At 64.8% G+C, this 21703-nt stretch carries 22 protein-coding genes and 1 tRNA gene; 22 read left to right on the top strand and 1 reads right to left on the bottom strand.

Going from position 1 to position 21703, the window contains the following annotated elements:
* Nucleotides 1-42: 42 nt before the first annotated feature.
* From hscB to tsaD, 4 genes are read left to right on the top strand one after another with little or no spacing between them, the layout of a single operon-like run.
* Nucleotides 43-561 carry a Fe-S protein assembly co-chaperone HscB gene (gene hscB, locus ACT6S0_RS02290; RefSeq protein ID WP_444762298.1) on the top strand — a complete coding sequence of 173 codons (519 nt, stop codon included), beginning with the start codon at nt 43-45 and terminating at the stop codon, nt 559-561.
* A 6-nt stretch (nt 562-567) separates the two neighbouring features.
* Nucleotides 568-2430 (top strand): Fe-S protein assembly chaperone HscA, encoded by a 1863-nt coding sequence (hscA, locus tag ACT6S0_RS02285; protein WP_444762297.1) that lies wholly within the window; start codon nt 568-570, stop codon nt 2428-2430.
* 9 nt (nt 2431-2439) lie between these two features.
* Nucleotides 2440-2778 carry an ISC system 2Fe-2S type ferredoxin gene (gene fdx / locus ACT6S0_RS02280; RefSeq protein WP_444762296.1) on the top strand — a complete coding sequence of 113 codons (339 nt, stop codon included), beginning with the start codon at nt 2440-2442 and terminating at the stop codon, nt 2776-2778.
* The gene (tsaD, locus tag ACT6S0_RS02275) at nt 2775-3827 is read left to right on the top strand and encodes a tRNA (adenosine(37)-N6)-threonylcarbamoyltransferase complex transferase subunit TsaD (RefSeq protein WP_444762295.1); all 1053 of its coding nucleotides are present in this window, start codon (nt 2775-2777) and stop codon (nt 3825-3827) included. The genes fdx and tsaD overlap by 4 nt, the downstream gene beginning before the upstream one ends.
* On the opposite strand, the gene ACT6S0_RS02270 is transcribed toward tsaD, so the two are convergent.
* A complete protein-coding gene (locus ACT6S0_RS02270; protein ID WP_444762294.1) occupies nt 3824-4219 on the bottom strand; it encodes an Hsp20/alpha crystallin family protein in 396 nt (131 codons plus the stop codon). The genes tsaD and ACT6S0_RS02270 overlap by 4 nt on opposite strands.
* Nucleotides 4220-4606: 387 nt before the next feature.
* Between ACT6S0_RS02270 and rpsO the strand changes: the two genes are divergently transcribed.
* From rpsO to nuoL, 18 genes are all read left to right on the top strand, one after another.
* Nucleotides 4607-4876, top strand: a complete 270-nt coding sequence (gene rpsO, locus ACT6S0_RS02265) for a 30S ribosomal protein S15 (protein WP_444762293.1) — start codon at nt 4607-4609, stop codon at nt 4874-4876.
* 208 nt (nt 4877-5084) lie between these two features.
* The gene (pnp, locus tag ACT6S0_RS02260; protein WP_444762292.1) at nt 5085-7238 is read left to right on the top strand and encodes a polyribonucleotide nucleotidyltransferase; all 2154 of its coding nucleotides are present in this window, start codon (nt 5085-5087) and stop codon (nt 7236-7238) included.
* 10 nt (nt 7239-7248) lie between these two features.
* Nucleotides 7249-8235: an NAD(P)H-quinone oxidoreductase gene (locus ACT6S0_RS02255; RefSeq protein WP_444762291.1), complete on the top strand. Its 987-nt coding sequence runs from the start codon at nt 7249-7251 to the stop codon at nt 8233-8235.
* A gap of 10 nt (nt 8236-8245) precedes the next feature.
* Entirely contained in the window at nt 8246-8989 is a 744-nt protein-coding gene (gene tpiA, locus ACT6S0_RS02250; protein ID WP_444762290.1) for a triose-phosphate isomerase, read from the top strand.
* 58 nt (nt 8990-9047) lie between these two features.
* Entirely contained in the window at nt 9048-9437 is a 390-nt protein-coding gene (gene secG / locus ACT6S0_RS02245) for a preprotein translocase subunit SecG (RefSeq protein ID WP_444762289.1), read from the top strand.
* A gap of 111 nt (nt 9438-9548) precedes the next feature.
* A tRNA-Leu gene (locus ACT6S0_RS02240) sits at nt 9549-9633 on the top strand.
* A 229-nt stretch (nt 9634-9862) separates the two neighbouring features.
* Entirely contained in the window at nt 9863-10222 is a 360-nt protein-coding gene (locus ACT6S0_RS02235) for an NADH-quinone oxidoreductase subunit A (RefSeq protein ID WP_444762359.1), read from the top strand.
* Between the two features lie 30 nt (nt 10223-10252).
* Nucleotides 10253-10729 carry a NuoB/complex I 20 kDa subunit family protein gene (locus tag ACT6S0_RS02230; RefSeq protein WP_046113908.1) on the top strand — a complete coding sequence of 159 codons (477 nt, stop codon included), beginning with the start codon at nt 10253-10255 and terminating at the stop codon, nt 10727-10729.
* Nucleotides 10730-10739: 10 nt separating this feature from the next.
* The gene (locus ACT6S0_RS02225) at nt 10740-11336 is read left to right on the top strand and encodes an NADH-quinone oxidoreductase subunit C (protein ID WP_444762288.1); all 597 of its coding nucleotides are present in this window, start codon (nt 10740-10742) and stop codon (nt 11334-11336) included.
* 11 nt (nt 11337-11347) lie between these two features.
* Nucleotides 11348-12604 carry an NADH-quinone oxidoreductase subunit D gene (locus ACT6S0_RS02220; protein ID WP_444762287.1) on the top strand — a complete coding sequence of 419 codons (1257 nt, stop codon included), beginning with the start codon at nt 11348-11350 and terminating at the stop codon, nt 12602-12604.
* Nucleotides 12601-13104, top strand: coding sequence for an NADH-quinone oxidoreductase subunit NuoE family protein (locus tag ACT6S0_RS02215; protein WP_444762286.1), 504 nt, complete (start codon nt 12601-12603; stop codon nt 13102-13104). The genes ACT6S0_RS02220 and ACT6S0_RS02215 overlap by 4 nt, the downstream gene beginning before the upstream one ends.
* A gap of 7 nt (nt 13105-13111) precedes the next feature.
* Entirely contained in the window at nt 13112-14455 is a 1344-nt protein-coding gene (gene nuoF / locus ACT6S0_RS02210; RefSeq protein ID WP_444762285.1) for an NADH-quinone oxidoreductase subunit NuoF, read from the top strand.
* Nucleotides 14456-14475: 20 nt separating this feature from the next.
* Entirely contained in the window at nt 14476-16782 is a 2307-nt protein-coding gene (gene nuoG / locus ACT6S0_RS02205; RefSeq protein ID WP_444762284.1) for an NADH-quinone oxidoreductase subunit NuoG, read from the top strand.
* A gap of 14 nt (nt 16783-16796) precedes the next feature.
* Nucleotides 16797-17894 carry an NADH-quinone oxidoreductase subunit NuoH gene (nuoH, locus tag ACT6S0_RS02200; protein WP_444762283.1) on the top strand — a complete coding sequence of 366 codons (1098 nt, stop codon included), beginning with the start codon at nt 16797-16799 and terminating at the stop codon, nt 17892-17894.
* Between the two features lie 249 nt (nt 17895-18143).
* A complete protein-coding gene (gene nuoI / locus ACT6S0_RS02195) occupies nt 18144-18632 on the top strand; it encodes an NADH-quinone oxidoreductase subunit NuoI (protein WP_444762282.1) in 489 nt (162 codons plus the stop codon).
* A gap of 54 nt (nt 18633-18686) precedes the next feature.
* The gene (locus ACT6S0_RS02190; RefSeq protein ID WP_444762281.1) at nt 18687-19328 is read left to right on the top strand and encodes an NADH-quinone oxidoreductase subunit J; all 642 of its coding nucleotides are present in this window, start codon (nt 18687-18689) and stop codon (nt 19326-19328) included.
* Complete coding sequence (nuoK, locus tag ACT6S0_RS02185; RefSeq protein WP_444762280.1) at nt 19325-19645, top strand: NADH-quinone oxidoreductase subunit NuoK; 321 nt, start codon at nt 19325-19327, stop codon at nt 19643-19645. The genes ACT6S0_RS02190 and nuoK overlap by 4 nt, the downstream gene beginning before the upstream one ends.
* A 7-nt stretch (nt 19646-19652) precedes the next feature.
* Nucleotides 19653-21683, top strand: a complete 2031-nt coding sequence (gene nuoL / locus ACT6S0_RS02180) for an NADH-quinone oxidoreductase subunit L (RefSeq protein WP_444762279.1) — start codon at nt 19653-19655, stop codon at nt 21681-21683.
* Nucleotides 21684-21703: the final 20 nt, after the last annotated feature.

The following is a 21703-nucleotide window of genomic DNA, read 5'->3' as shown; positions in this document are numbered from 1 at the left end:
ACAGGCGCGGTGTGAACCGCGCCTTTTGCTTTTCCACCCGCCATGCGCCTCACTGACAACGACTTCCAGCTCTTCGGCCTGCATGAACAGCAGGCCCAGGTGCGCGCTGACATCGACGCGCGCTGGAAATCGCTACAGGCCGAGGTCCATCCCGACCGATTTGCATCGGAAGGCGCTGCGGCCCAGCGCGTGGCGATGCAGTGGGCCATGCGCGTCAACGAGGCCTACCAGCGCTTGCGCGACCCGATCAAGCGTGCAGCCTACCTGTGCGAGTTGCGCGGCGCGTCGGTGCAGGCCGAGAACAACACGCAGATGCCCGCTGCCTTCCTGCTGCAGCAGATGGCATGGCGCGAGGCGCTCGACGAGGCCGACGGTGAAGTCGCCCTGACAGCACTCGATGACGAAGCGGCCCGGGCGGAAACGGCGGCGCTTGCCGCGGTCCAGCGGCTGCTCGATGACGCCAACGACGCGTCGTCCGCTGCATCCCAGGTCCGCGCGCTGATGTTCATCCAGCGCTTCCGTGCCGATATTGACCAGCGCCTCGCCGCGCTGGATGCCTGAACACCCATGGCCCTTCTACAGATCTCAGAACCTGGCGCCTCGCCGGACCCGCACCAGCGCCGCATCGCCGTCGGTATCGACCTCGGCACGACGCATTCCCTCGTCGCCGCGGTGCGCCACGGCGTGGCGGAATGCCTGCCCGATGAGCATGGCCGGGTCATCTTGCCGTCCGCCGTGCGCTACCTGCCCGAAGGTCGTCGCCAGATCGGCGCCGACGCGCTCGCGGCGCAGGCCGAGGACCCCGAGAACACGATTGTCTCGGTCAAGCGCTTCATGGGTCGCAGCCTGGCGGACGTGGCCAATCGCGAGCGCCTGTCTTACCAGTTCGAGGACCGCCCCGGCATGCTGGCCATCGCCACGCGCGACGGCGTGAAGAGCCCCGTCGAGGTATCGGCCGAAATCCTTGCGACGCTGCGCTTCCGCGCCGAGGACAGCTTTGCCGACGACCTGTTTGGCGCCGTCATCACGGTGCCGGCCTACTTCGACGACGCCCAGCGCCAGGCGACCAAGGACGCCGCCGAGCTGGCTGGCATCAAGGTCCTGCGCCTCATCAACGAGCCTACCGCCGCGGCCATCGCCTACGGTTTAGACAATGCCAGCGAAGGGCTCTATGCCGTCTACGACCTGGGCGGGGGCACTTTTGATATTTCGCTGCTGCGCCTGACGCGCGGCGTCTTCGAGGTCGTTGCGACCGGCGGCGATGCGGCGCTGGGTGGCGACGACTTCGACGAGCAGTTGGCAGTGTGGGCTTTGGAGCAGGCGCGCTTGCCTTCACTCGAGGCGCTCTCCGCGAGTGAGCGTAGAACCGTGCTGGTGGAATCGCGACGGGTCAAAGAGGCCTTGAGCGAGGCTGCGGAAGTACCTTTTGCGTTCGATGTGCTTGAGGGGCGCCCGTTGCGCGTCAACGTCACGCGCGATCAATTCGAGCAGTTGGTTCAACCGCTGATCACCAAGACGCTGACCGCCGTGAGGCGGGTGTTGCGCGACGCCAGGGTCAAGGCTGCAGATGTGGTCGGCACCGTCATGGTCGGCGGTTCGACGCGCATGCCCATCGTGCGCCGTGCGGTGAGCGAACTCGTCGGCCGCGAGGTGCTGACCAACCTGAACCCCGACGAGGTGGTCGCGCTCGGCGCCGCCATCCAGGCCAATCAGCTCGCCGGAAATGCCGCCGATGGCGAGATCCTGTTGCTCGACGTGATCCCGTTGTCCCTTGGCCTGGAGACCATGGGCGGCCTGACCGAGCGCGTCATCGAGCGCAACTCGACCATACCCGTCGCCAAGGCCCAGGACTTCACGACCTTCAAGGACGGTCAGACCGCGCTGGCTATCCACGTCGTGCAGGGCGAGCGCGAACTGGTCAGCGACTGTCGCTCCCTTGCGCGCTTCGAGCTGCGCGGCATCCCGCCCATGGTGGCGGGTGCGGCGCGCATTCGTGTCAGCTTTCAAGTCGACGCGGATGGCCTGCTGAACGTGTCGGCCGAGGAACTGACCTCGGGCGTACAGACGGCCATCACCGTGAAGCCGAGCTATGGTCTGGGCGACGACGAGATTGCCAACATGCTGAAGGACGGATTCACGAGCGCGGAAGGGGACATGGCGGCGCGCAAGTTGCGGGAAGCCAAGGTCGAGGCCGAGCGCATGATCCTGGCGACGCGCAGCGCGCTGGCAGCCGACGGTGACCTGCTGCCCGCGACCGAGCGCGAATCGCTTGAAGCCCGCCTGGTGCAGTTGGCGGCGATGGGCGACGATGCCGATGCCATCGATGACGCCGTCAAGTCGCTCGCCGAAGCCACCGAAGGCTTTGCCGCAGAGCGCATGAACCGCTCCATCGCCCGTGCATTGACCGGCCGCAACGTCTCGGCCCTCTAAGAGAACAACATGCCCGTCATCAAGATACTCCCGCACGCCGAGTACTGCCCCGATGGTGCCAACATCACGGCCACACCCGGCACGTCGATCTGCGAAGCGCTGCTGGCCAACGACATCCACATCGAACATGCCTGCGACCAGGTCTGCGCCTGTACGACCTGCCACGTCATCGTGCGCGAGGGCGGCCGATCGCTGAGCGAGATGGAGGAGGACGAAGAGGACATGCTGGACCGTGCCTGGGGGCTGGAGCCCGACTCGCGCCTGTCTTGCCAGGCGCTGCTGCGCCAGCAGGACGTGACGGTCGAGATCCCGAAGTACTCGATCAATCACGCCAAGGAAGGTAAGTGAAATCGGTCCGGCGCATCCTCGGGTTCGAGTCGTCCTGCGACGAGACCGGGGTGGCGCTTGTCGAGGTAGACGGCGATGCGCCGCCGCGATTGGTCGCGCAGGCGCTGCACAGCCAGATCACCATGCACCAGGCCTATGGCGGCGTCGTGCCAGAGCTGGCATCGCGCGACCATGTGCGCCGCGTGCTGCCGCTTGCGCGCGAGGTGCTGTCGCAGGCCAATCTGACTCTGCGGGATGTCGACCTGATCGCCTACACCCAAGGCCCCGGCCTTGCAGGCGCGCTACTTGTTGGCGCTGGTGTGGCCGTGTCGTTGGCTGCGGCGCTGGATGTGCCGGCGCTGCCCATCCATCACCTGGAAGGGCATCTGCTGTCGCCCTTCCTGTCAGCCGACGCACCGGAGTTCCCCTTCATCGCCCTGCTGGTCAGTGGCGGTCACACGCAGCTGATGCGCGTGGACGGCGTGGGCAGCTACGAGATGCTCGGCGAGACCATCGACGACGCGGCAGGCGAAGCCTTTGACAAGAGTGCCAAGTTGCTGGGCCTGCCTTACCCCGGCGGCCCACATCTGGCGCGCATGGCCGAGTTTGGCAACCCTGATGCGTTCACGCTGCCACGTCCGCTGCTGCACAGCGGCAAGCCCGATTTCAGTTTCGCCGGGCTGAAGACTGCCGTGCTGACCCAGGTGAAGAAGCTGGGCCTGGATGGATCCGGGCCCTGCGATCAGACGAAAGCCGACCTCGCTGCGGCAACGCAGGAGGCCATCGTCGAGGTGCTGGTGAAGAAATCAATGCTGGCGCTGAAGATGACCGGACTGGAGCGCCTCGTCGTTGCTGGTGGTGTCGGCGCTAACGCCAAGCTGCGGGAGCAGTTGAACGCCGCCTGCTACAAGCGGGGCGTGCGCGTGCACTACCCCGAGTTGTCGCTGTGCACCGACAACGGCGCCATGATCGCCATGGCCGCCGCGCTGCGGGTGCAGCGCGGCATGGCCAGCCCCGCGCATGACGGCGGCTTTGAAGTCCGTCCGCGCTGGGAGCTCGGTGCTGCTTAGTTGACGGTCAACTGCCCCCCGTTTTGGGCAACGCGCTTGACCAGGGTCAGCGTCAGCACGCCGTTCTTGAAGACAGCTGCGGACTGCTGCTGATCGATCTCGGCAGGCAGAGAGAAGCTGCGGGCATAGCGTGCGGCGCGGCGCTCCCGGTAGAGCAGGCGCGATCCATCGGTGGGTGCAGCGGCCTGTTCGGTCGCTGTCTCGATGTGCACTTGCCGGCCTTCAACGCGGACCCTGACAGCTTCCTTGGCGACGCCGGGCATGTCGACGGTGACCTGATAGCCCTCGGCGTCTTCGCTGACGTCCAGGGCCGGGGTGCGGGCAGCGTCCACATCGACGTCGAACTGGCGCAGAACGCGGGCGACATGACGGGGATGGGTGAGATAAAACATGTGGAACTCCTGTGGCGGTGACCGCTGCTGCACGGATCGGGAGCAGCACCCGATGACCGAGAGATTGGGCGGCGCTACAGCCCTTCAAGAGCCGGCTTTTGACGCGGCGCCGGGATCGCACGCAAATGCAGGGCAGGGCGCTCGCAACACTTGAAACCCGTCAGCAGCGGCCGCATGTCTGCGCGCTCGGCAGCCTGCGGCTTGGGTGTCCCGTCGCTTTGAGCTATAATCCGACGGTTTTGCGCGCCTGATGCCTTGCGTTGGGTGGCTGAACCGTTAGCACGGCTCGGGGCGGTTTCCCCCGTGTCCGCAAGTCAACCCATGGAAACCGTCTGCGGCAGCGCTGAGCGCCCGCCCGGCCGGACTTCCGAAACACCAGGAACGAAAATGTCCGTCGCCGATCTGAATAAGGCCGAAATCGTCAAGGCCAACGGCCGCAGCGCCAATGACACCGGTTCGCCCGAAGTCCAAGTGGCTCTGCTGACCGCTCGCATCAACGAGCTGACCCCCCACTTCAAGCTGCATGCCAAGGACCACCACGGTCGCCGCGGTCTGCTGAAGATGGTCAACACCCGCAAGAGCCTGCTGGCCTACCTCAAGCGCATTGATTCCAGCCGCTACACCGCGCTGATCGCCAAGCTCGGCCTGCGCAAGTAATCTGCTTTCGTCCACGAGGAGCCTGTCTGGTCCATTTGCCCAGTACAGGCTCTTCGTCCATCTATCTGCCGGAACCGAGCTGACGTGGTGTCGGATCATTCCAAGACGGTTCTTCAGTGAACCGCCCTGGAATGGCATCTGGACCAAACCCAGTCTCGTTCCCGGTTCCCCCGGGTGCCCCCGCACCCACTAAAACCAGGAGATGAGCATGTCCATTTTCAACAAGGTCACGAAGTCCTTCCAATGGGGCCGCCACAACGTCGTGCTGGAAACGGGTGAAGTCGCCCGTCAGTCCAGCGGTGCCGTCCTCGTCAACATCGAAGGCACCGTCGTGCTGGCCACCGTGGTCGCCAAGACCGAAGCCAAGGCTGGCCAGGACTTCTTCCCGCTGACGGTCGACTACCTCGAGAAGACCTACGCCGCCGGCAAGATCCCCGGCAGCTTCTTCAAGCGCGAGGGCCGCCCCAGCGAGCACGAGACGCTCACCAGCCGCCTGATCGACCGCCCGATCCGTCCGCTGTTCCCTGAAGGCTTCTTCAATGAAGTCCAGGTTGTGGTCCACGTGGTGAGCCTGAACCCCGAAGTGCAGGCCGACATCGCCGCGCTGATCGGTTCGTCCGCCGCGCTGGCCATCTCCGGCATCCCCTTCAGCGGCCCCATCGGCGCCGCCCGCGTCGGCTATGTCAATGGCGAGTACGTGCTGAACCCCAGCAAGTCTGAACTGGCCAGCAGCCAGATGGACCTCGTCGTCGCGGGCACGCAGGCCGCCGTGCTGATGGTCGAGTCCGAAGCCTCGGGCCTGTCGGAAGAGGTCATGCTGGCCGCCATCGTCTACGGCCACGAGCAAGGCAATGTCGCCATCGCCGCGATCAATGACCTCGTGCGCGACGCCGGCAAGCCGGCCTGGAGCTGGGCCGCTCCGGCCAAGGACGAAGCCTTCATCGCCAAGGTCAACGGCCTCGCCGAAGGCCCGCTGCGCGAGGCCTACCAGATCCGCTCCAAGCAAGCCCGCACGCAAGCCTGCCGCAGCGTCACGTCCAGCGTCTTCGCTTCTCTGAAGGACGAGGGCGTCGCGTTCGACAAGGTCGAAGTCGAAGGCCTGCTGTTCGAAATCGAAGCCCGCATCGTCCGCAGCCAGATCCTGGCCGGGGAGCCGCGCATCGACGGCCGCGACACCCGCACCGTGCGCCCCATCGAGATCCGCAACGGCATCCTGCCGCGCACCCACGGCTCGGCGCTGTTCACGCGCGGCGAGACGCAGGCCCTGGTCATCGCCACGCTTGGCACGGACCGTGACGCGCAGCGCATCGACGCGCTGGACGGCGAGTTCGAAGACCGCTTCATGATGCACTACAACATGCCCCCCTTCGCCACCGGCGAGACGGGTCGTGTCGGCTCGCCCAAGCGCCGCGAAATCGGCCACGGCCGCCTCGCCAAGCGCGCGCTGATCGCCGCGCTGCCGAGCAAGGAAGACTTCCCCTACTCGCTGCGCGTGGTCTCGGAAATCACCGAGTCCAATGGCTCCTCGTCGATGGCTTCGGTCTGCGGCGGCTGCCTGGCGCTGATGGACGCCGGCGTGCCGATGAAGGCCCACGTGGCCGGCATCGCCATGGGCCTGATCAAGGACGCCAACCGCTTCGCCGTGCTGACCGACATCCTGGGTGACGAAGATCACCTCGGCGACATGGACTTCAAGGTGGCCGGCACGACGACGGGCATCACCGCGCTGCAGATGGACATCAAGATCCAGGGCATCACCAAGGAAATCATGCAGGTCGCTCTGGCGCAAGCCAAGGAAGCCCGCCTGCATATCCTCGGCAAGATGGTCGAGGCCATGGGCACGGCCAATACCGAGGTGTCGCAATTCGCGCCGCGCCTGTACACGATGAAGATCAACCCGGAGAAGATCCGTGACGTCATCGGCAAGGGTGGCTCGACGATCCGCGCGCTGACCGAAGAGACCGGCACGACCATCGACATCGGCGAAGACGGCACGATCACCATCGCCTCGACGGACGCCGACAAGGCCGAACTGGCCAAGAAGCGCATCCAAGAGATCACCGCCGAAGTTGAAGTCGGCAAGGTCTATGAAGGCCCGATCGTCAAAATCCTTGACTTCGGCGCCCTCGTGAACCTGCTGCCTGGCAAGGACGGCCTGCTGCACATCAGCCAGATTGCCCACCAGCGCGTCGAGAAGGTCACCGACTTCCTGCAAGAGGGTCAAGTAGTCAAAGTCAAGGTGCTCGAGACTGACGAGAAGGGCCGCATCAAGCTGTCGATGAAGGCACTGCTGGACCGCCCGGAGCGTGAGGCTGCACCGCTGGCTCAAGCCGCTGACAGCACCCCGCCCGCAGCGGAGTAATTGCGCAGCGATGAAAGCCATCGCGATCACCCGCCCCGGCGGGCCCGAGGTGCTGGAGCTGGCTGACAGGCCGGACCCAGTCGCGGGCCCGGGTGAGTGCCTGATCCGCGTTGCAGCCTCTGGCATCAATCGGCCGGATGTGCTGCAGCGCAAGGGCGCGTATCCGCCGCCGCCAGGCGCGAGCGATCTGCCAGGGCTGGAGGTCGCGGGCGAGATTGTCGCTGGCGATGCCGAAGCTCTGGCTGCGCATGGCTTCCAGCTGGGCGACAAAGTCTGCGCGCTGGTCAACGGTGGTGGCTATGCCGAGCTGTGCACGGCGCCGGTTGCCCAATGCCTGCCGGTGCCCAAAGGCTGGACGCTGACGCAGGCCGCCACGTTGCCCGAAACCTGCTTCACCGTGTGGGCCAACGTTTTCGACCGCGCAGCGCTGCAGGCAGGCGAGACGCTGCTGATCCACGGCGGCGCCAGCGGCATCGGCGTGACGGCCATCCAGATTGCCAAGGCGCTCGGCGCGCGCGTGCTGGTGACGGTCGGCAGCGCCGACAAGGCCGAAGCCTGCAGAGCGCTGGGTGCCGAAGTCGCCATCAACTATCGCGAGCAAGACTTCGTCTCGGAGGCCAAGGCCGCCACCGATGGCCGTGGCGTCGACGTGATCCTGGACATGGTGGCCGGCGACTACATAGCCCGTGGCGTGCAGGCGCTGGCTGAGGACGGTCGTCTGGCGTTGATTGCGGTGCAGGGCGGTGTGAGGTCGGAAATCGATGCCGGCCTCGTGCTGCGCAAGCGTCTGACGATCACCGGCTCGACACTGCGGCCGCGTTCGGCGGCGTTCAAGGCGGGCCTGGCGCGCGCGCTGCGCGACAAGGTCTGGCCGCTGATCGAAGGCGGTCGCATCCAGCCGGTCGTTTACCGCGAGCTGCCGGCGGCCCAGGCGGCTGAGGCGCATGCGCTGATGGAATCTAACCGGCACATCGGCAAGATCGTGCTGAACTGGTGATGGAGCTGAGATGAGAAAGAAACTCGTTGTCGGCAATTGGAAGATGCACGGCAGCCGCGCTGCCAACGCCCAGTTGCTTGCCGGCCTCAAGGAAGCCGGCCCGTGGAATGCCGACGTCGCGGTCTGCGTGCCTTATCCCTACATCGCTGAAACGGCCCTCGCGCTGACCGGCAATGCCATCGTCTACGGCGCTCAGGATTGCTCCTCGCACGAGCAGGGCGCCTACACGGGCGAGGTGTCGAGCGCGATGCTGGCCGATGTCGGCTGCCGCTATGTCATCGTGGGACATTCGGAGCGCCGTGCCTATCACGCGGAGACCGACCAGCTCGTCGCCGACAAGGCCAAGGCGGTGCTGGCCCATGGCCTCACGCCCATCGTCTGCGTTGGCGAGACGCGTGCTGAGCGTGAGGCTGGCCAAACTGAAGCCGTCGTCAAGCGGCAGCTCGCCGCTGTCATCCACACGCTGGGCCACTGCTGCGGCGAGATGGTCGTTGCCTACGAGCCCGTCTGGGCCATTGGCACCGGACTGACGGCTTCACCCGCCGAAGCGCAGGCCGTGCACGCCGTGCTGCGCGCGCAGTTGCACGCGGCAACGGACCGGTCCGGCGTCATGCGCATCCTCTATGGCGGCAGCGTCAAGGCTGACAACGCGGCGGAGTTGTTCTCTCAGGCCGACATCGATGGCGGCTTGATCGGCGGCGCGTCGCTGAAGGTGGCTGATTTCGCGGCCATCTGCCTGGCCGCAGCCCACTGAGTTTTCCGGCGCCCGCCGATGGCGGCGGGGCCATGCGAGTTTTGATGGAGTGTTTGGAATGCAGTTCTTTGCGAATCTGATCTTGATCGTTCAGTTGCTCTCGGCCCTGGCGATCATCGGCCTGGTGTTGGTGCAACATGGCAAGGGTGCGGACATGGGCGCCTCCTTCGGCAGCGGCGCTTCGGGCAGCCTGTTCGGCGCCACGGGGAGCGCAAACTTCCTGTCACGCACCACGGCAGTGGCCGCGACGCTGTTCTTCGGCTGCACGCTCGGGTTGGCCTTCCTGGCCAACGGCCGTACCGGCAGCGCGCCTGACGCGGACAGCGTGCTCGACCGCGCTGCCCTCATCGCACCCGCCCCCGGGGCGTCCGGTGCCGCTGCCATCCCCGGTGCCATCGTGGCTCCAGCCGTCCCCGCTTCTCCGGCGGCCTCGGGCGTAGCAAACTGAAGTCCGACTAAAAACCTCGCTTCGTGCCCGGACAGCTGTAGATCCCGGTATAGAATGCGAGGCTGTCTGGCATGCAATCCCTCCTTTGATTGCCAGACGCTTTTGATTACTGCCGTCGTGGTGAAATTGGTAGACACGCTATCTTGAGGGGGTAGTGGCGAAAGCTGTGCGAGTTCGAGTCTCGCCGACGGCACCAGAACATCGGCTAGCATTTCCCGTTGATTCGATGCGGGAGGCTGCCAAAGCGGCCTGTCGCCATGGATCGGCCAGCGTCAAGCTGGGTTGATCAACGCAAGGTTCAAGGCGGGCGCGATCCGCAAGCGAAATCTTTCGATTCGCTGGTGGCGCGCCTGTTTGCTTTTGTGGTTTGCCTTCGGGCAAACCGTGTTGAACGAAGACTTGTTGTCGGCCCCGAGAAAGCCCAAATGAATCTCGAACAATATCTGCCCGTCATCCTCTTCATTTTGGTCGGCGCAGGTGTCGGGATTGCTCCCCAGATCCTGGGCGGGTTGCTTGGCCCCAACCGGCCCGATGCGGCCAAGAACTCCCCCTACGAATGCGGCTTTGAGGCCTTTGAAGACGCGCGCATGAAATTCGATGTGCGCTACTACCTCGTCGCCATTCTGTTCATTCTTTTCGACCTTGAGATTGCCTTCCTGTTCCCCTGGGCCGTGGCGCTCAAGGAAATCGGCCCCACGGGCTTCTGGGCGATGATGATCTTCCTCGGCATCCTGGTCGTCGGCTTTGCCTACGAGTGGAAAAAGGGCGCCCTCGACTGGGAATAAACGTCCGCCGACACAAGCTGGGAATTCCAAATGGGTATTGAAGGCGTCTTGAAAGAAGGCTTTGTCACCACGTCGGTCGACAAGCTCATCAACTGGTCCAAGACCGGCTCGCTGTGGCCGATGACGTTTGGCCTGGCGTGTTGTGCCGTCGAGATGATGCATGCGGGTGCCGCGCGCTACGACATCGACCGCTTCGGCATGCTGTTCCGCCCGAGCCCGCGCCAGTCCGACCTGATGATCGTGGCCGGCACGCTGTGCAACAAAATGGCGCCGGCGCTGCGCAAGGTCTACGACCAGATGGCCGAGCCGCGCTGGGTGCTGTCGATGGGGTCCTGCGCCAACGGCGGTGGCTACTATCACTACAGCTACTCCGTCGTGCGCGGCTGCGACCGCATCGTGCCGGTGGACGTCTATGTGCCCGGCTGCCCGCCGACGGCCGAAGCGCTGCTTTATGGCATCCTGCAGTTGCAGGCCAAGATCCGCCGCGAAAACACCATTGCCCGCTGAGCGCCAAGGTATGAGCCTGAATCTCGAAACCCTGGCCCAGCAAGTAGGCGCCATCCTCGGCGAGCGCGTTGTCTCGCTGCAGTTCGCCCTGGGCGAACTGACGCTGACCGTGCGCGCGGCGGACTATCTCGATGTCGCGACGACGCTGCGCGATCACCCCGAGATCAAGCTGGAACAACTGATCGACCTCTGTGGTGTCGACTACAGCAGCTACGGCGATGGCGCCTATGAAGGCCCTCGCTATGCGATCGTCACTCACCTGCTTTCGGTGACGAAGAACTGGCGCCTGCGCCTGAAGGTCTTCGCGACCGATGACGACTTTCCCTGCGTGGCCTCGGTCACCGGCGTGTGGAGCGCCGCCAACTGGTTCGAGCGCGAGGCCTTCGACATGTTCGGCGTCATCTTTGATGGCCACGACGACCTGCGCCGCATCCTGACGGACTACGGCTTCATTGGCCATCCGATGCGCAAGGACTTCCCGGTGTCGGGTCATGTCGAGATGCGCTACGACGCCGAACAGAAGCGCGTCATCTACCAGCCGGTCAGCATCGAGCCGCGCGAGATCACACCGCGCATCATTCGCGAAGACAAGTACGGCGGCCTTTGAGTCTGTAACCCATGGCAGAAATCAAGAACTACACGCTGAACTTCGGCCCTCAGCATCCGGCCGCCCACGGCGTGCTGCGCCTGGTGCTGGAGCTCGACGGCGAAGTCATCCAGCGTGCCGATCCCCACATCGGCCTGCTGCATCGCGCGACCGAAAAGCTCGCCGAGCAAAAGACCTACATCCAGTCGCTGCCCTACATGGACCGCCTCGACTACGTGTCGATGATGGCCAACGAGCATGCCTACTGCCTGGCCATCGAGAAGATGCTGGGACTGGAAGTGCCGGTCCGCGCGCAGTACATCCGCGTGATGTTCGCCGAGATCACCCGGCTGCTGAATCACCTGCTTTGGCTGGGCGCGCACGGGCTGGACTGCGGTGCGATGAACATCCTCATCTACTGCTTCCGCGAGCGCGAGGATTTGTTCGACATCTACGAGGCGGTGTCTGGCGCACGCATGCACGCTGCGTATTTCCGTCCAGGTGGCGTCTACCGCGACCTGCCGGATTCGATGCCGCAGTACAAAGTCAGCAAGATCCGCAACGCCAAGGCCATCGCCCAGCTCAACGAGAACCGCCAGGGCTCGATGCTGGACTTCATCGACGATTTCTGCGCGCGCTTCCCGAAGAACGTCGACGACTACGAGACGCTGCTGACCGACAACCGCATCTGGAAGCAGCGCACGGTCGGCATCGGCGTCGTGTCGCCGGAGCGCGCACTCAACCTCGGCTTCACCGGTGCCATGCTGCGTGGCTCGGGCATCGCCTGGGACCTGCGCAAGACCCAGCCCTATGACGTGTATGACCAGATGGATTTCGACATCCCGGTCGGCACGAATGGCGACACCTACGACCGCTATGTCGTGCGTGTCGAGGAGATGCGCCAGTCCAACCGCATCATCCAGCAGTGCGTCAAATGGCTGCGTGCCAACCCGGGCCTGCCGGTCATCACCGACAACCACAAGGTGGCGCCGCCTTCGCGCGTGGACATGAAGTCCAACATGGAAGAGCTGATCCACCACTTCAAGCTCTTCACCGAAGGCTTCCACGTGCCCGAGGGCGAGGCCTACGCGGCCGTCGAGCATCCCAAGGGCGAGTTCGGCATCTACATGGTCAGCGACGGTGCCAACAAGCCCTATCGCCTGAAGATCCGTGCGCCGGGCTTCTCGCATCTGGCGGCGCTGGACGAAATGGGCCGCGGCCACATGATCGCGGACGCCGTCGCCATCATCGGCACCATGGACATCGTGTTCGGCGAGATTGATCGATGAGCAGCTACCAACTCTCTGACGCGACCCGCGCGCGCTTCGACCGTGAGGTCGCCAAGTACCCCTACGAACAGCGCCAGTCGGCTGTCATGGCCTGCCTGTCCATCGTGCAGCAGGAAGAGGGCTTCGTGTCGCGCGCCAGCGAGGACGTGATCGCCGCCTACCTTGGCATGCCGCCCATTGCGGTCTACGAGGTCACGACCTTCTACAACATGTTCAACCAGCGCAAGCTGGGTCAGTTCAAGCTCAACGTCTGCACCAACCTGCCTTGCCAGCTGCGCGACGGCCAGACTGCGCTGGAACACCTGTGCAGCAAGCTTGGTGTGGAAGAGGGTGGCACGACGGCCGACGGCCTGTTCACCGTGCAGAAGAGCGAGTGCCTGGGCGCCTGCGCCGACTCGCCGGTGATGCTGGTCAACGACCGCCAGATGTGCAGCTTCATGACGGCAGAGCGTCTTGACGAACTCGTCGACGTGCTGCGGTCCAATGCTGTGAAGGCCTGAGGACGACATGCTGGACCTCACCAAATTCCAATCCACGGGTGTCGAGACCTGCTTCCACGGTCGTCACATCACGCCCCAGATCTACGACGGCCTGAATGGCGCGAACTGGTCGCTCAAGGACTACGAGGCCCGCGGCGGCTACCAGGCGCTCAAGAAGATTCTGGCGGCAGACGGCGGCATGACCCCCGACCAGGTCATTGCCGAGGTGAAGACCTCGGCACTGCGCGGCCGTGGCGGCGCGGGGTTCCCGACCGGCCTGAAGTGGAGCTTCATGCCGCGCCAGTTCCCGGGCCAGAAGTACCTTGTCTGCAATTCCGACGAGGGCGAGCCGGGCACCTGCAAGGACCGAGACATCCTGATGTTCAACCCGCATCAGGTCATCGAAGGCATGGCCATTGCCGCATTCGCGATGGGCATCACGGTGGGCTACAACTACATCCACGGCGAAATCTTCGAGGTCTACGAGCGTTTCGAAGCCGCCCTGGAAGAGGCGCGCGCCGCCGGCTACCTCGGTGACAACATCCTCGGCTCCTCGTTCTGTTTCCAGCTGCACGGCCACCACGGTTTTGGCGCCTACATCTGTGGCGAAGAAACCGCGCTGCTGGAGTCGCTGGAAGGCAAGAAGGGCCAGCCGCGCTTCAAGCCGCCGTTTCCGGCCAGCTTTGGCCTCTACGGCAAGCCCACGACGATCAACAACACCGAGACTTTCGCGGCGGTGCCCTGGATCATCCGCCACGGCGGCCAGGCCTACCTGGATATCGGCAAGCCCAACAACGGCGGTACCAAGCTGTTCTCGGTGTCCGGCGACGTCGAGCGCCCGGGCAATTACGAGGTGCCGCTGGGCACGCCCTTCAGCAAGCTGCTGGAATTGGCCGGCGGCGTGCGCAAGGGTCGCACACTGAAGGCTGTCATCCCTGGCGGTTCGTCCGCGCCGGTGCTGCCGGCCGACGTGATGATGCAGTGCACGATGGACTACGACTCGATCGCCAAGGCCGGCTCCATGCTGGGCTCGGGGGCCGTCATCGTCATGGACGACTCGCGCTGCATGGTCAGGAGCCTGATGCGCCTGTCCTACTTCTACACGCACGAGTCCTGCGGCCAGTGCACGCCCTGCCGCGAGGGTACGGGCTGGATGCACCGCGTCATCGAGCGCATCTACCACGGCCAGGGCAGGGCAGAGGATCTGGACCTGTTGAACTCGGTCGCCGACAACATCCAGGGCCGCACCATCTGCGCGCTCGGTGATGCCGCTGCGATGCCGGTGCGGGCCATGATCAAACACTTCAAGCACGAGTTCGTTCATCTGATCGAACACAAGAAGCCTCTGGTGCCCCAGCCCTTGGCGGCCTAACGGACACCCGGAACAGAGCCATGGTTGAAATCGAACTCGACGGTCAGAAGGTCTCGGTCCAGGAAGGCAGCATGGTCATGCATGCTGCCGAGAAGGCTGGCACCTATATCCCGCACTTCTGCTATCACAAGAAGCTGAGCATCGCGGCCAACTGCCGCATGTGCCTGGTGGATGTGGAGAAGGCGCCCAAGCCCATGCCCGCCTGCGCCACGCCGGTCACGCAGGGCATGATCGTCCGCACCAAGAGCGACAAGGCGGTCAAGGCCCAGCAGGGCGTCATGGAATTCCTGCTGATCAACCACCCGCTGGACTGCCCCATCTGCGACCAGGGCGGCGAGTGCCAGCTGCAGGACCTGGCCGTCGGCTATGGCGGCAGCAAGAGCCGCTACTCCGAGGAAAAGCGCGTCGTCTTCCACAAGAGCGTCGGCCCGCTGCTCTCGATGGAAGAGATGAGCCGCTGCATCCATTGCACCCGCTGCGTGCGCTTCGGCCAGGAGATCGCCGGCGTCATGGAGCTGGGCATGGCCCACCGCGGCGAGCACAGCGAGATCCAGACCTTCGTCGGCCGCACGGTCGACTCCGAACTCTCGGGCAACATGATCGACCTCTGCCCGGTCGGCGCCATCACCAGCAAGCCCTTCCGTTACAGCGCCCGCACCTGGGAGCTGTCGCGTCGCAAGAGCGTCAGCCCGCACGACTCGACCGGTGCCAACCTGATCGTCCAGGTCAAGGGCAACCAGGTCATGCGCGTCGTGCCGCTGGAGAACGAGGCCATCAACGAATGCTGGATCGCCGACCGCGACCGCTTCAGTTATGAAGGCCTGAACAGCGACGCCCGCCTGACCGCGCCCATGATCAAGCAGGGCGGTGCCTGGAAGCAGGTCGACTGGACAACCGCGCTGGAATACGTCGCCAACGGCCTGAAGTCCATCAAGGCCGACCATGGCGCAAGCGCCATCGGTGCGCTCGCTTCACCGCACAGCACGGTGGAAGAGTTGCACCTGCTGGCTCAACTGGTGCGTGGCCTGGGCAGCGACAACATCGACCACCGCCTGCGCCACAGCGACTTCGGCAATGCCGCGCCGGCCGGCCAGGCTCGCTGGCTGGGCAGAAGCATCGCCAGCCTGTCCGAACTGGACCGCGTCCTCGTCGTCGGCTCCTCGCTGCGCAAGGACCACCCGCTGTTCGCTGCCCGCCTGCGTGGCAGCGCGCGCCGTGGTGCCACGGTGCATCGCATCGGCGTCAACAGTGATGACTGGCTGATGCCGCTGGCCGCCTCGCTGTCCGTGGCGCCGTCTGCCTGGGTGCAGGCCCTGGCCGACATCGCTGCGGCGATTGGTGAAGGTGCCCCGCTACGCGGCACCGCCACCGACGAGGCCAAGGCGATTGCTGGCAGCCTGATGTCTGGCCGCGCCAAGGCCGTGCTGCTCGGCAATGCCGCCGCTGAACATCCCCAGGCTTCTAGCCTGCTGGCACTGGCCCAGTGGATTGGTCAACAGACCGGTGCCAGCGTCGGCTACCTGACCGCCGCCGCCAACAGCGTCGGTGCTCAGCTCGTCAAGGCGCAACCGCAGATCGACGGGCTGAACGCCGGCCAGATGCTGACCGGCGCACCGCTCAAGGCGGCCCTGCTGCTGAACACGGACCCGGTGCTCGACGCCGCCAACCCCGGCGCCGCCGCCAGGGCGCTGGACGCGGCAGAGATGGTCGTCGTGCTGAGCCCCTTCAAGTCCGGCCTCGACTACGCCGACGTGCTGCTGCCCGTCGCGCCATTCACGGAAACGTCCGGCAGCTTCGTCAACGCGGAAGGGCGCCTGCAGAGTTTCGTCGGCGTCGCCCGTCCGCTGCTTGAAACCCGTCCGGGCTGGAAGGTGCTGCGCGTGCTGGGCAATCTGCTCGGCCTGGCCGGCTTCGACCAGGACAGCTCCGAGCAAGTGCGTGAGCAGGCCCTCGGTGGTGACATTGCTAGCCGCCTCAGCAATGCGACCACGGCGTCGCCGAAAACCGCTGCGCCTGCCGAAGGCATCGAGCGCTTTGCCAACCTCCCGATCTACGCCAGCGACGCGCTGGTGCGCCATTCGACGTCGCTGCAACTGAGCACCGACGGCCGCGAAGCACCGACCGTCGGCCTGCCGGCCAGCCTGTGGCAGCAGCTCGCCCTTCAGGCGGGTGACCAGGTCCGCGTCGTGCAGGACGGCGGCGCTGCGCAGCTGCCTGCGCGCCTCGAAGCCGGCCTGCCCGACGGCGTGGTCCGCGTGCCGGCCGGCCTGCCGCAAACCGCGACCCTCGGCGCCGCTTTCGGCACGCTGAGCGTCAGCAAGGTCTGAGGGAGCCCCAAGAAATGATCGACACCCTCTACCAGAACGGTGCCTCACTGCTGGGCGGCCTGTGGCCCCTGGTCTGGAGCCTGATGAAGATCATCGCGGTCGTCGCGCCGCTGATGATCTGTGTGGCCTACCTGACGCTGTGGGAGCGCAAGGCCATCGGCTGGTCGCAGATCCGCCCGGGCCCCAACCGCGTCGGCCCCTTCGGCCTGCTGACGCCCATCGCCGATGCGGTCAAGCTGATCTTCAAGGAGATCATCAGGCCTGCCGCCGCGCACAAGGGCCTGTTCTTCCTCGGCCCCGTCATGACCATCATGCCGGCGCTGGCCGCCTGGGCCGTGGTGCCTTTCGGGCCCGACGCGGCCGTGGCCAACGTCAATGCCGGCCTGCTGTTCATCATGGCGATCACGTCGCTGGAGGTCTACGGCGTCATCATCGCCGGCTGGGCGTCCAACTCGAAGTACGCCTTCCTCGGCGCACTGCGCGCCTCGGCGCAGATGGTCTCCTACGAGATCGCGATGGGCTTTGCGCTGGTCGTCGTGCTGATGGTGACCGGCAGCCTGAACATGACGACCGTCGTGCAGGTGCAGGAGAAGGGCATGTTCGCGGACATGGGCCTGAACTTCCTGTCCTGGAACTGGCTGCCGCTGTTCCCGATCTTCATCGTCTTCTTCATCTCCGGTCTGGCTGAAACCTACCGCCTCCCCTTCGACGTGGTCGAAGGCGAGTCCGAGATCGTTGCCGGCCACATGATCGAGTACTCGGGCATGTCGTTCGCGATGTTCTTCCTGGCCGAGTACGCCAACATGATCCTGGTGTCGGCCCTGGCCGTCATCCTGTTCCTCGGCGGCTGGAGCGCACCGATTTCCTGGGCGCTGTTCGGCATGGAGACGCCTAGCTTCATCCAGAACACGATGGCGCTGTGGAACTGGCTCTGGCTGTTCGGCAAGACCTTCGTCGTCGTCACGATGTTCCTGTGGGTGCGTGCCACGTTTCCACGCTTCCGCTACGACCAGATCATGCGTCTGGGCTGGAAGATCTTCATTCCCATCACGCTGATCTGGCTGGTCGTTGTCGGTGCCTGGATGCAGACGCCGTTCAACATCTGGAAGTGAGGCGGCGAAGATGATCCTAGACCCGGCAATTGACCGCTTGCTACCGATCGGAAGTTCCGGTGCGTCAACGCCTGCCCGATTTCGCCACGCTCACCGCTTGGGCGAGGAGCGCTGTACGCCCGCTGGGCTGGCGCTTCGTGCCGCTAGCCGCGTTGCTTCTCCTCGTGGGCACAAGCCCACTTCGTCGGCGCGCCTTGCCGGCAACCCGCCTCGCCAGCCCCTCGGACGCGCCCAACTGCGGGATCTAGGATGACTGCAATCACGAATTTCGCGAAGACCTTCTTCCTCTGGGAACTGCTCAAGGGGATGAAACTCACCGGGAGGCATTTCCTCTCGCGCAACATCACCGTCCAGTTTCCCGAGGAGAAGACGCCGCTGTCGCCGCGCTTCCGCGGCTTGCACGCGCTGCGCCGTTACGAGAACGGCGAAGAACGCTGCATTGCCTGCAAGCTCTGCGAGGCCGTCTGCCCGGCGATGGCCATCACCATCGAGAGCGACGTGCGCGCCGACGGCAGCCGCCGCACGACGCGCTACGACATCGACCTGACCAAGTGCATCTTCTGCGGCTTCTGCGAGGAAAGCTGCCCGGTGGACTCCATCGTCGAGACCAGCATCCTCGAATACCACGGCGAAAAGCGCGGCGACCTCTACTTCACCAAGGACATGCTGCTGGCCGTCGGCGACAAGTACGAGGCTGAGATCGCGGCTCAAAAGGAGGCCGACGCCAAGTACCGCTGATCGCCGGCACGCCGCATGGCGCGCTGCGGTCCGGCTCAGCTGGCCTGGATACGTATGGACACCACGACCATCCTCTTCTACGTCTTCTCCGGCATCCTGCTGGTGAGTTCGTTCCGCGTCATCACCGCGCGCAGCACTGTGCATGCGGCGCTGTTCCTCATCCTGTCCTTCTTCACCGCGGCCTGCATCTGGATGCTGCTGAAGGCCGAGTTCCTGGCCATTGCGCTGGTGCTCGTCTATATCGGCGCTGTGATGGTGCTGTTCCTGTTCGTCGTCATGATGCTGGACCTCAACACGGACAGCGCCCGTGAAGGCTTCTGGAAGCACCTGCCCGTAGCCGCCGTCATCGGCGCGCTGATCGCCTTCGAGATGGGTATCGTGCTGATGGGCGGCTTCCAGCTGGCCGATGCACCGACGGCCACCGCCGCGCAGATCGAGATGGGCAACACCAAGTTGCTTGGCATCGAGATCTACACGGCCTACCTCTACCCGCTGCAGATCGCCGCCGTGCTGCTCCTGGTGGCCATCGTCGCGGCCATCGCGCTGACCTTGCGCCGCCGCAAGGACTCGCGCGCCATGGATCCGTCGGAGCAGGTCAAGGTCACCAAGGCCCAGCGCCTGAAGATCGTCAAGATGGCACTCACCGTCAACACGCCGGCGCCGCCTGCCGCACCGGCCGAAGGAGGCCAGCCATGATCGTCGCCGCTGGATTGACTCTGGGCCATTTCCTGACGCTCGGCGCGATGCTGTTCGCGCTGTCGGTGATCGGCATCTTCCTGAACCGCAAGAATCTGATCGTGCTGCTGATGGCCATCGAGCTGATGCTGCTGGCGGTCAACATGAACTTCGTCGCCTTCTCGCACTACCTCGGCGACATGGGCGGCCAGGTTTTCGTGTTCTTCATCCTGACCGTCGCGGCGGCCGAGTCGGCCATCGGCCTGGCCATCCTCGTTGTGCTGTTCCGCAACCGCGCCAGCATCAACGTCGAGGAACTCGACGCGCTGAAGGGATAAGAACAAGATGTCTGCACAACTCTCGCAAAACACGCTGCTCGCGGTGCCATTGGCGCCGCTGGCGGGCGCCATCATTGCCGGCTTCTTCGGCAGGACGGTCGGCCGACGCGGCTCGCACGCGATCACCATCCTCGGGGTGCTGATCGCCTTCATCCTGTCGGCGCAGACTCTCTACAGCGTTGCGGTCCACGGCGCGCGCTTCAACGAGACCATCTACGAATGGATGGTGCTCGGCCCGCTGAAGATGGAGGTCGGCTTTCTCGTGGACGGCCTCACGGCCATGATGATGTGCGTGGTGACCTTCGTGTCGCTGATGGTGCACATCTACACCATCGGCTACATGGAAGAGGACGACGGCTACCAGCGCTTCTTCTCATACATCTCGCTGTTCACGTTCAGCATGCTGATGCTGGTCATGAGCAACAACATGCTGCAGCTGTTCTTTGGCTGGGAGGCGGTGGGGCTGGTGTCCTATCTGCTGATCGGCTTCTGGTACAAGAAACCGACGGCCATCTTCGCCAACATGAAGGCCTTCCTGGTCAACCGGGTGGGTGACTTCGGCTTCATCCTCGGCATCGGCCTGCTGGTGGCCTTTGGCGGCACGCTGAACTACACCGAGACCTTCGCCAAGACCGGCGAGCTGTCGCAGATGGTGTTCCCCGGCACGGACTGGTCGCTGATGACGGTCACCTGCATCTGCTTGTTCATCGGCGCGATGGGCAAGTCCGCGCAGTTCCCGCTGCATGTCTGGCTGCCCGACTCGATGGAGGGCCCGACGCCCATCTCCGCGCTGATCCACGCGGCCACGATGGTGACGGCCGGCATCTTCATGGTGGCGCGCATGTCGCCGCTGTTCGAGCTGAGCGACACGGCGCTGAACTTCGTCATGGTGATCGGCGCGATCACGGCGCTGTTCATGGGCTTCCTGGGCATCATCCAGAACGACATCAAGCGCGTCGTCGCCTACTCGACGCTGTCCCAGCTCGGCTACATGACGGTCGCCCTGGGCGCCTCGGCCTACTCGGTGGCCGTCTTCCACCTGATGACGCACGCCTTCTTCAAGGCGCTGCTGTTCCTTGGCGCGGGCTCGGTCATCATTGGCATGCACCATGACCAGGACATCCGCAACATGGGCGGCCTGCGCAAGTACATGCCCATCACCTGGATCACGTCGCTGCTGGGTTCGCTGGCCCTGATCGGCACGCCGCTGTTCTCGGGCTTCTATTCCAAGGACTCGATCATCGAGGCCGTGCACGCCAGCACGCTGCCCGGAGCGGGTTTCGCCTATTTCGCCGTCGTCGTCGGCGTGTTCGTGACGGCCTTCTACTCGTTCCGGATGTATTTCCTCGTCTTCCATGGCAAGGAGAACTTCCACCACAAGCCCTTCCCGGGCGAGCACGACCATCACGACGATGGCCACGCCCACACGCCGCACGAGTCGCCCTGGGTCGTCACCGCGCCCTTGGTGCTGCTGGCCATCCCCTCGGTCGTCATTGGCTTCTTGACCATCCAGCCGATGCTGTACGGCGACTTCCTCAAGGACGCCATCACCGTCAACGCCGCAGCCCACCCGGCGATGGCCGAGCTGGCCAGCCACTTCCACGGTGCGGCCGCCATGGCCTTGCACGGCCTGACGCTGCTGCCGTTCTGGCTGGCGCTTGCAGGCGTGGTTGCCGCCTATGTGTTCTACATGGTGGCGCCGAGCATTCCGGCGAGGCTGGCCAAGGTGCTGCGCCCGCTGATCATCGTCCTGGAGAACAAGTACTTCATGGACTGGTTCAACGAGAAGGTGCTGGCCCGCGCTGCGCGTCTCATTGGCGTGGGCCTGTGGAAGGGCGGCGATGGCGCGCTGATCGACGGGCTCATCATCAACGGGTCCGCCAAGGCAGTCGGCGGCATTGCGGGCCTGGTGCGCCGCCTGCAGTCAGGCTACCTCTACTGGTACGCCCTGGTCATGATCCTCGGCGTCACCGGCCTGATGACCTGGCAGCTCTGGCCCTATATCAAGCCCCAGTTCAGCGCCCTGCTCGGGCTCTGATCGAAGCGGCGGAGAACAAG

Origin of the sequence: Roseateles sp. (assembly GCF_052436255.1) — a bacterium.
Taxonomy (GTDB): Bacteria; Pseudomonadota; Gammaproteobacteria; order Burkholderiales; family Burkholderiaceae_C; genus Pelomonas.
The sequence above is the reverse complement of the archived record's forward strand: the minus strand, read 5'-3'. Positions and strand labels throughout refer to the sequence as shown.

Bases quoted from the DNA above. Each gene is read 5' to 3' on its own strand.
- hscB (WP_444762298.1), top strand. From the start codon at position 43: ATGCGCCTCACTGACAACGACTTCCAGCTCTTCGGCCTGCATGAACAG.
- hscA (WP_444762297.1), top strand. From the start codon at position 568: ATGGCCCTTCTACAGATCTCAGAACCTGGCGCCTCGCCGGACCCGCAC.
- fdx (WP_444762296.1), top strand. From the start codon at position 2,440: ATGCCCGTCATCAAGATACTCCCGCACGCCGAGTACTGCCCCGATGGT.
- ACT6S0_RS02270 (WP_444762294.1), bottom strand. From the start codon at position 4,219: ATGTTTTATCTCACCCATCCCCGTCATGTCGCCCGCGTTCTGCGCCAG.
- rpsO (WP_444762293.1), top strand. From the start codon at position 4,607: ATGTCCGTCGCCGATCTGAATAAGGCCGAAATCGTCAAGGCCAACGGC.
- pnp (WP_444762292.1), top strand. From the start codon at position 5,085: ATGTCCATTTTCAACAAGGTCACGAAGTCCTTCCAATGGGGCCGCCAC.
- ACT6S0_RS02255 (WP_444762291.1), top strand. From the start codon at position 7,249: ATGAAAGCCATCGCGATCACCCGCCCCGGCGGGCCCGAGGTGCTGGAG.
- tpiA (WP_444762290.1), top strand. From the start codon at position 8,246: ATGAGAAAGAAACTCGTTGTCGGCAATTGGAAGATGCACGGCAGCCGC.
- secG (WP_444762289.1), top strand. From the start codon at position 9,048: ATGCAGTTCTTTGCGAATCTGATCTTGATCGTTCAGTTGCTCTCGGCC.
- ACT6S0_RS02235 (WP_444762359.1), top strand. From the start codon at position 9,863: ATGAATCTCGAACAATATCTGCCCGTCATCCTCTTCATTTTGGTCGGC.
- ACT6S0_RS02230 (WP_046113908.1), top strand. From the start codon at position 10,253: ATGGGTATTGAAGGCGTCTTGAAAGAAGGCTTTGTCACCACGTCGGTC.
- ACT6S0_RS02225 (WP_444762288.1), top strand. From the start codon at position 10,740: ATGAGCCTGAATCTCGAAACCCTGGCCCAGCAAGTAGGCGCCATCCTC.
- ACT6S0_RS02220 (WP_444762287.1), top strand. From the start codon at position 11,348: ATGGCAGAAATCAAGAACTACACGCTGAACTTCGGCCCTCAGCATCCG.
- ACT6S0_RS02215 (WP_444762286.1), top strand. From the start codon at position 12,601: ATGAGCAGCTACCAACTCTCTGACGCGACCCGCGCGCGCTTCGACCGT.
- nuoF (WP_444762285.1), top strand. From the start codon at position 13,112: ATGCTGGACCTCACCAAATTCCAATCCACGGGTGTCGAGACCTGCTTC.
- nuoG (WP_444762284.1), top strand. From the start codon at position 14,476: ATGGTTGAAATCGAACTCGACGGTCAGAAGGTCTCGGTCCAGGAAGGC.
- nuoH (WP_444762283.1), top strand. From the start codon at position 16,797: ATGATCGACACCCTCTACCAGAACGGTGCCTCACTGCTGGGCGGCCTG.
- nuoI (WP_444762282.1), top strand. From the start codon at position 18,144: ATGACTGCAATCACGAATTTCGCGAAGACCTTCTTCCTCTGGGAACTG.
- ACT6S0_RS02190 (WP_444762281.1), top strand. From the start codon at position 18,687: ATGGACACCACGACCATCCTCTTCTACGTCTTCTCCGGCATCCTGCTG.
- nuoK (WP_444762280.1), top strand. From the start codon at position 19,325: ATGATCGTCGCCGCTGGATTGACTCTGGGCCATTTCCTGACGCTCGGC.
- nuoL (WP_444762279.1), top strand. From the start codon at position 19,653: ATGTCTGCACAACTCTCGCAAAACACGCTGCTCGCGGTGCCATTGGCG.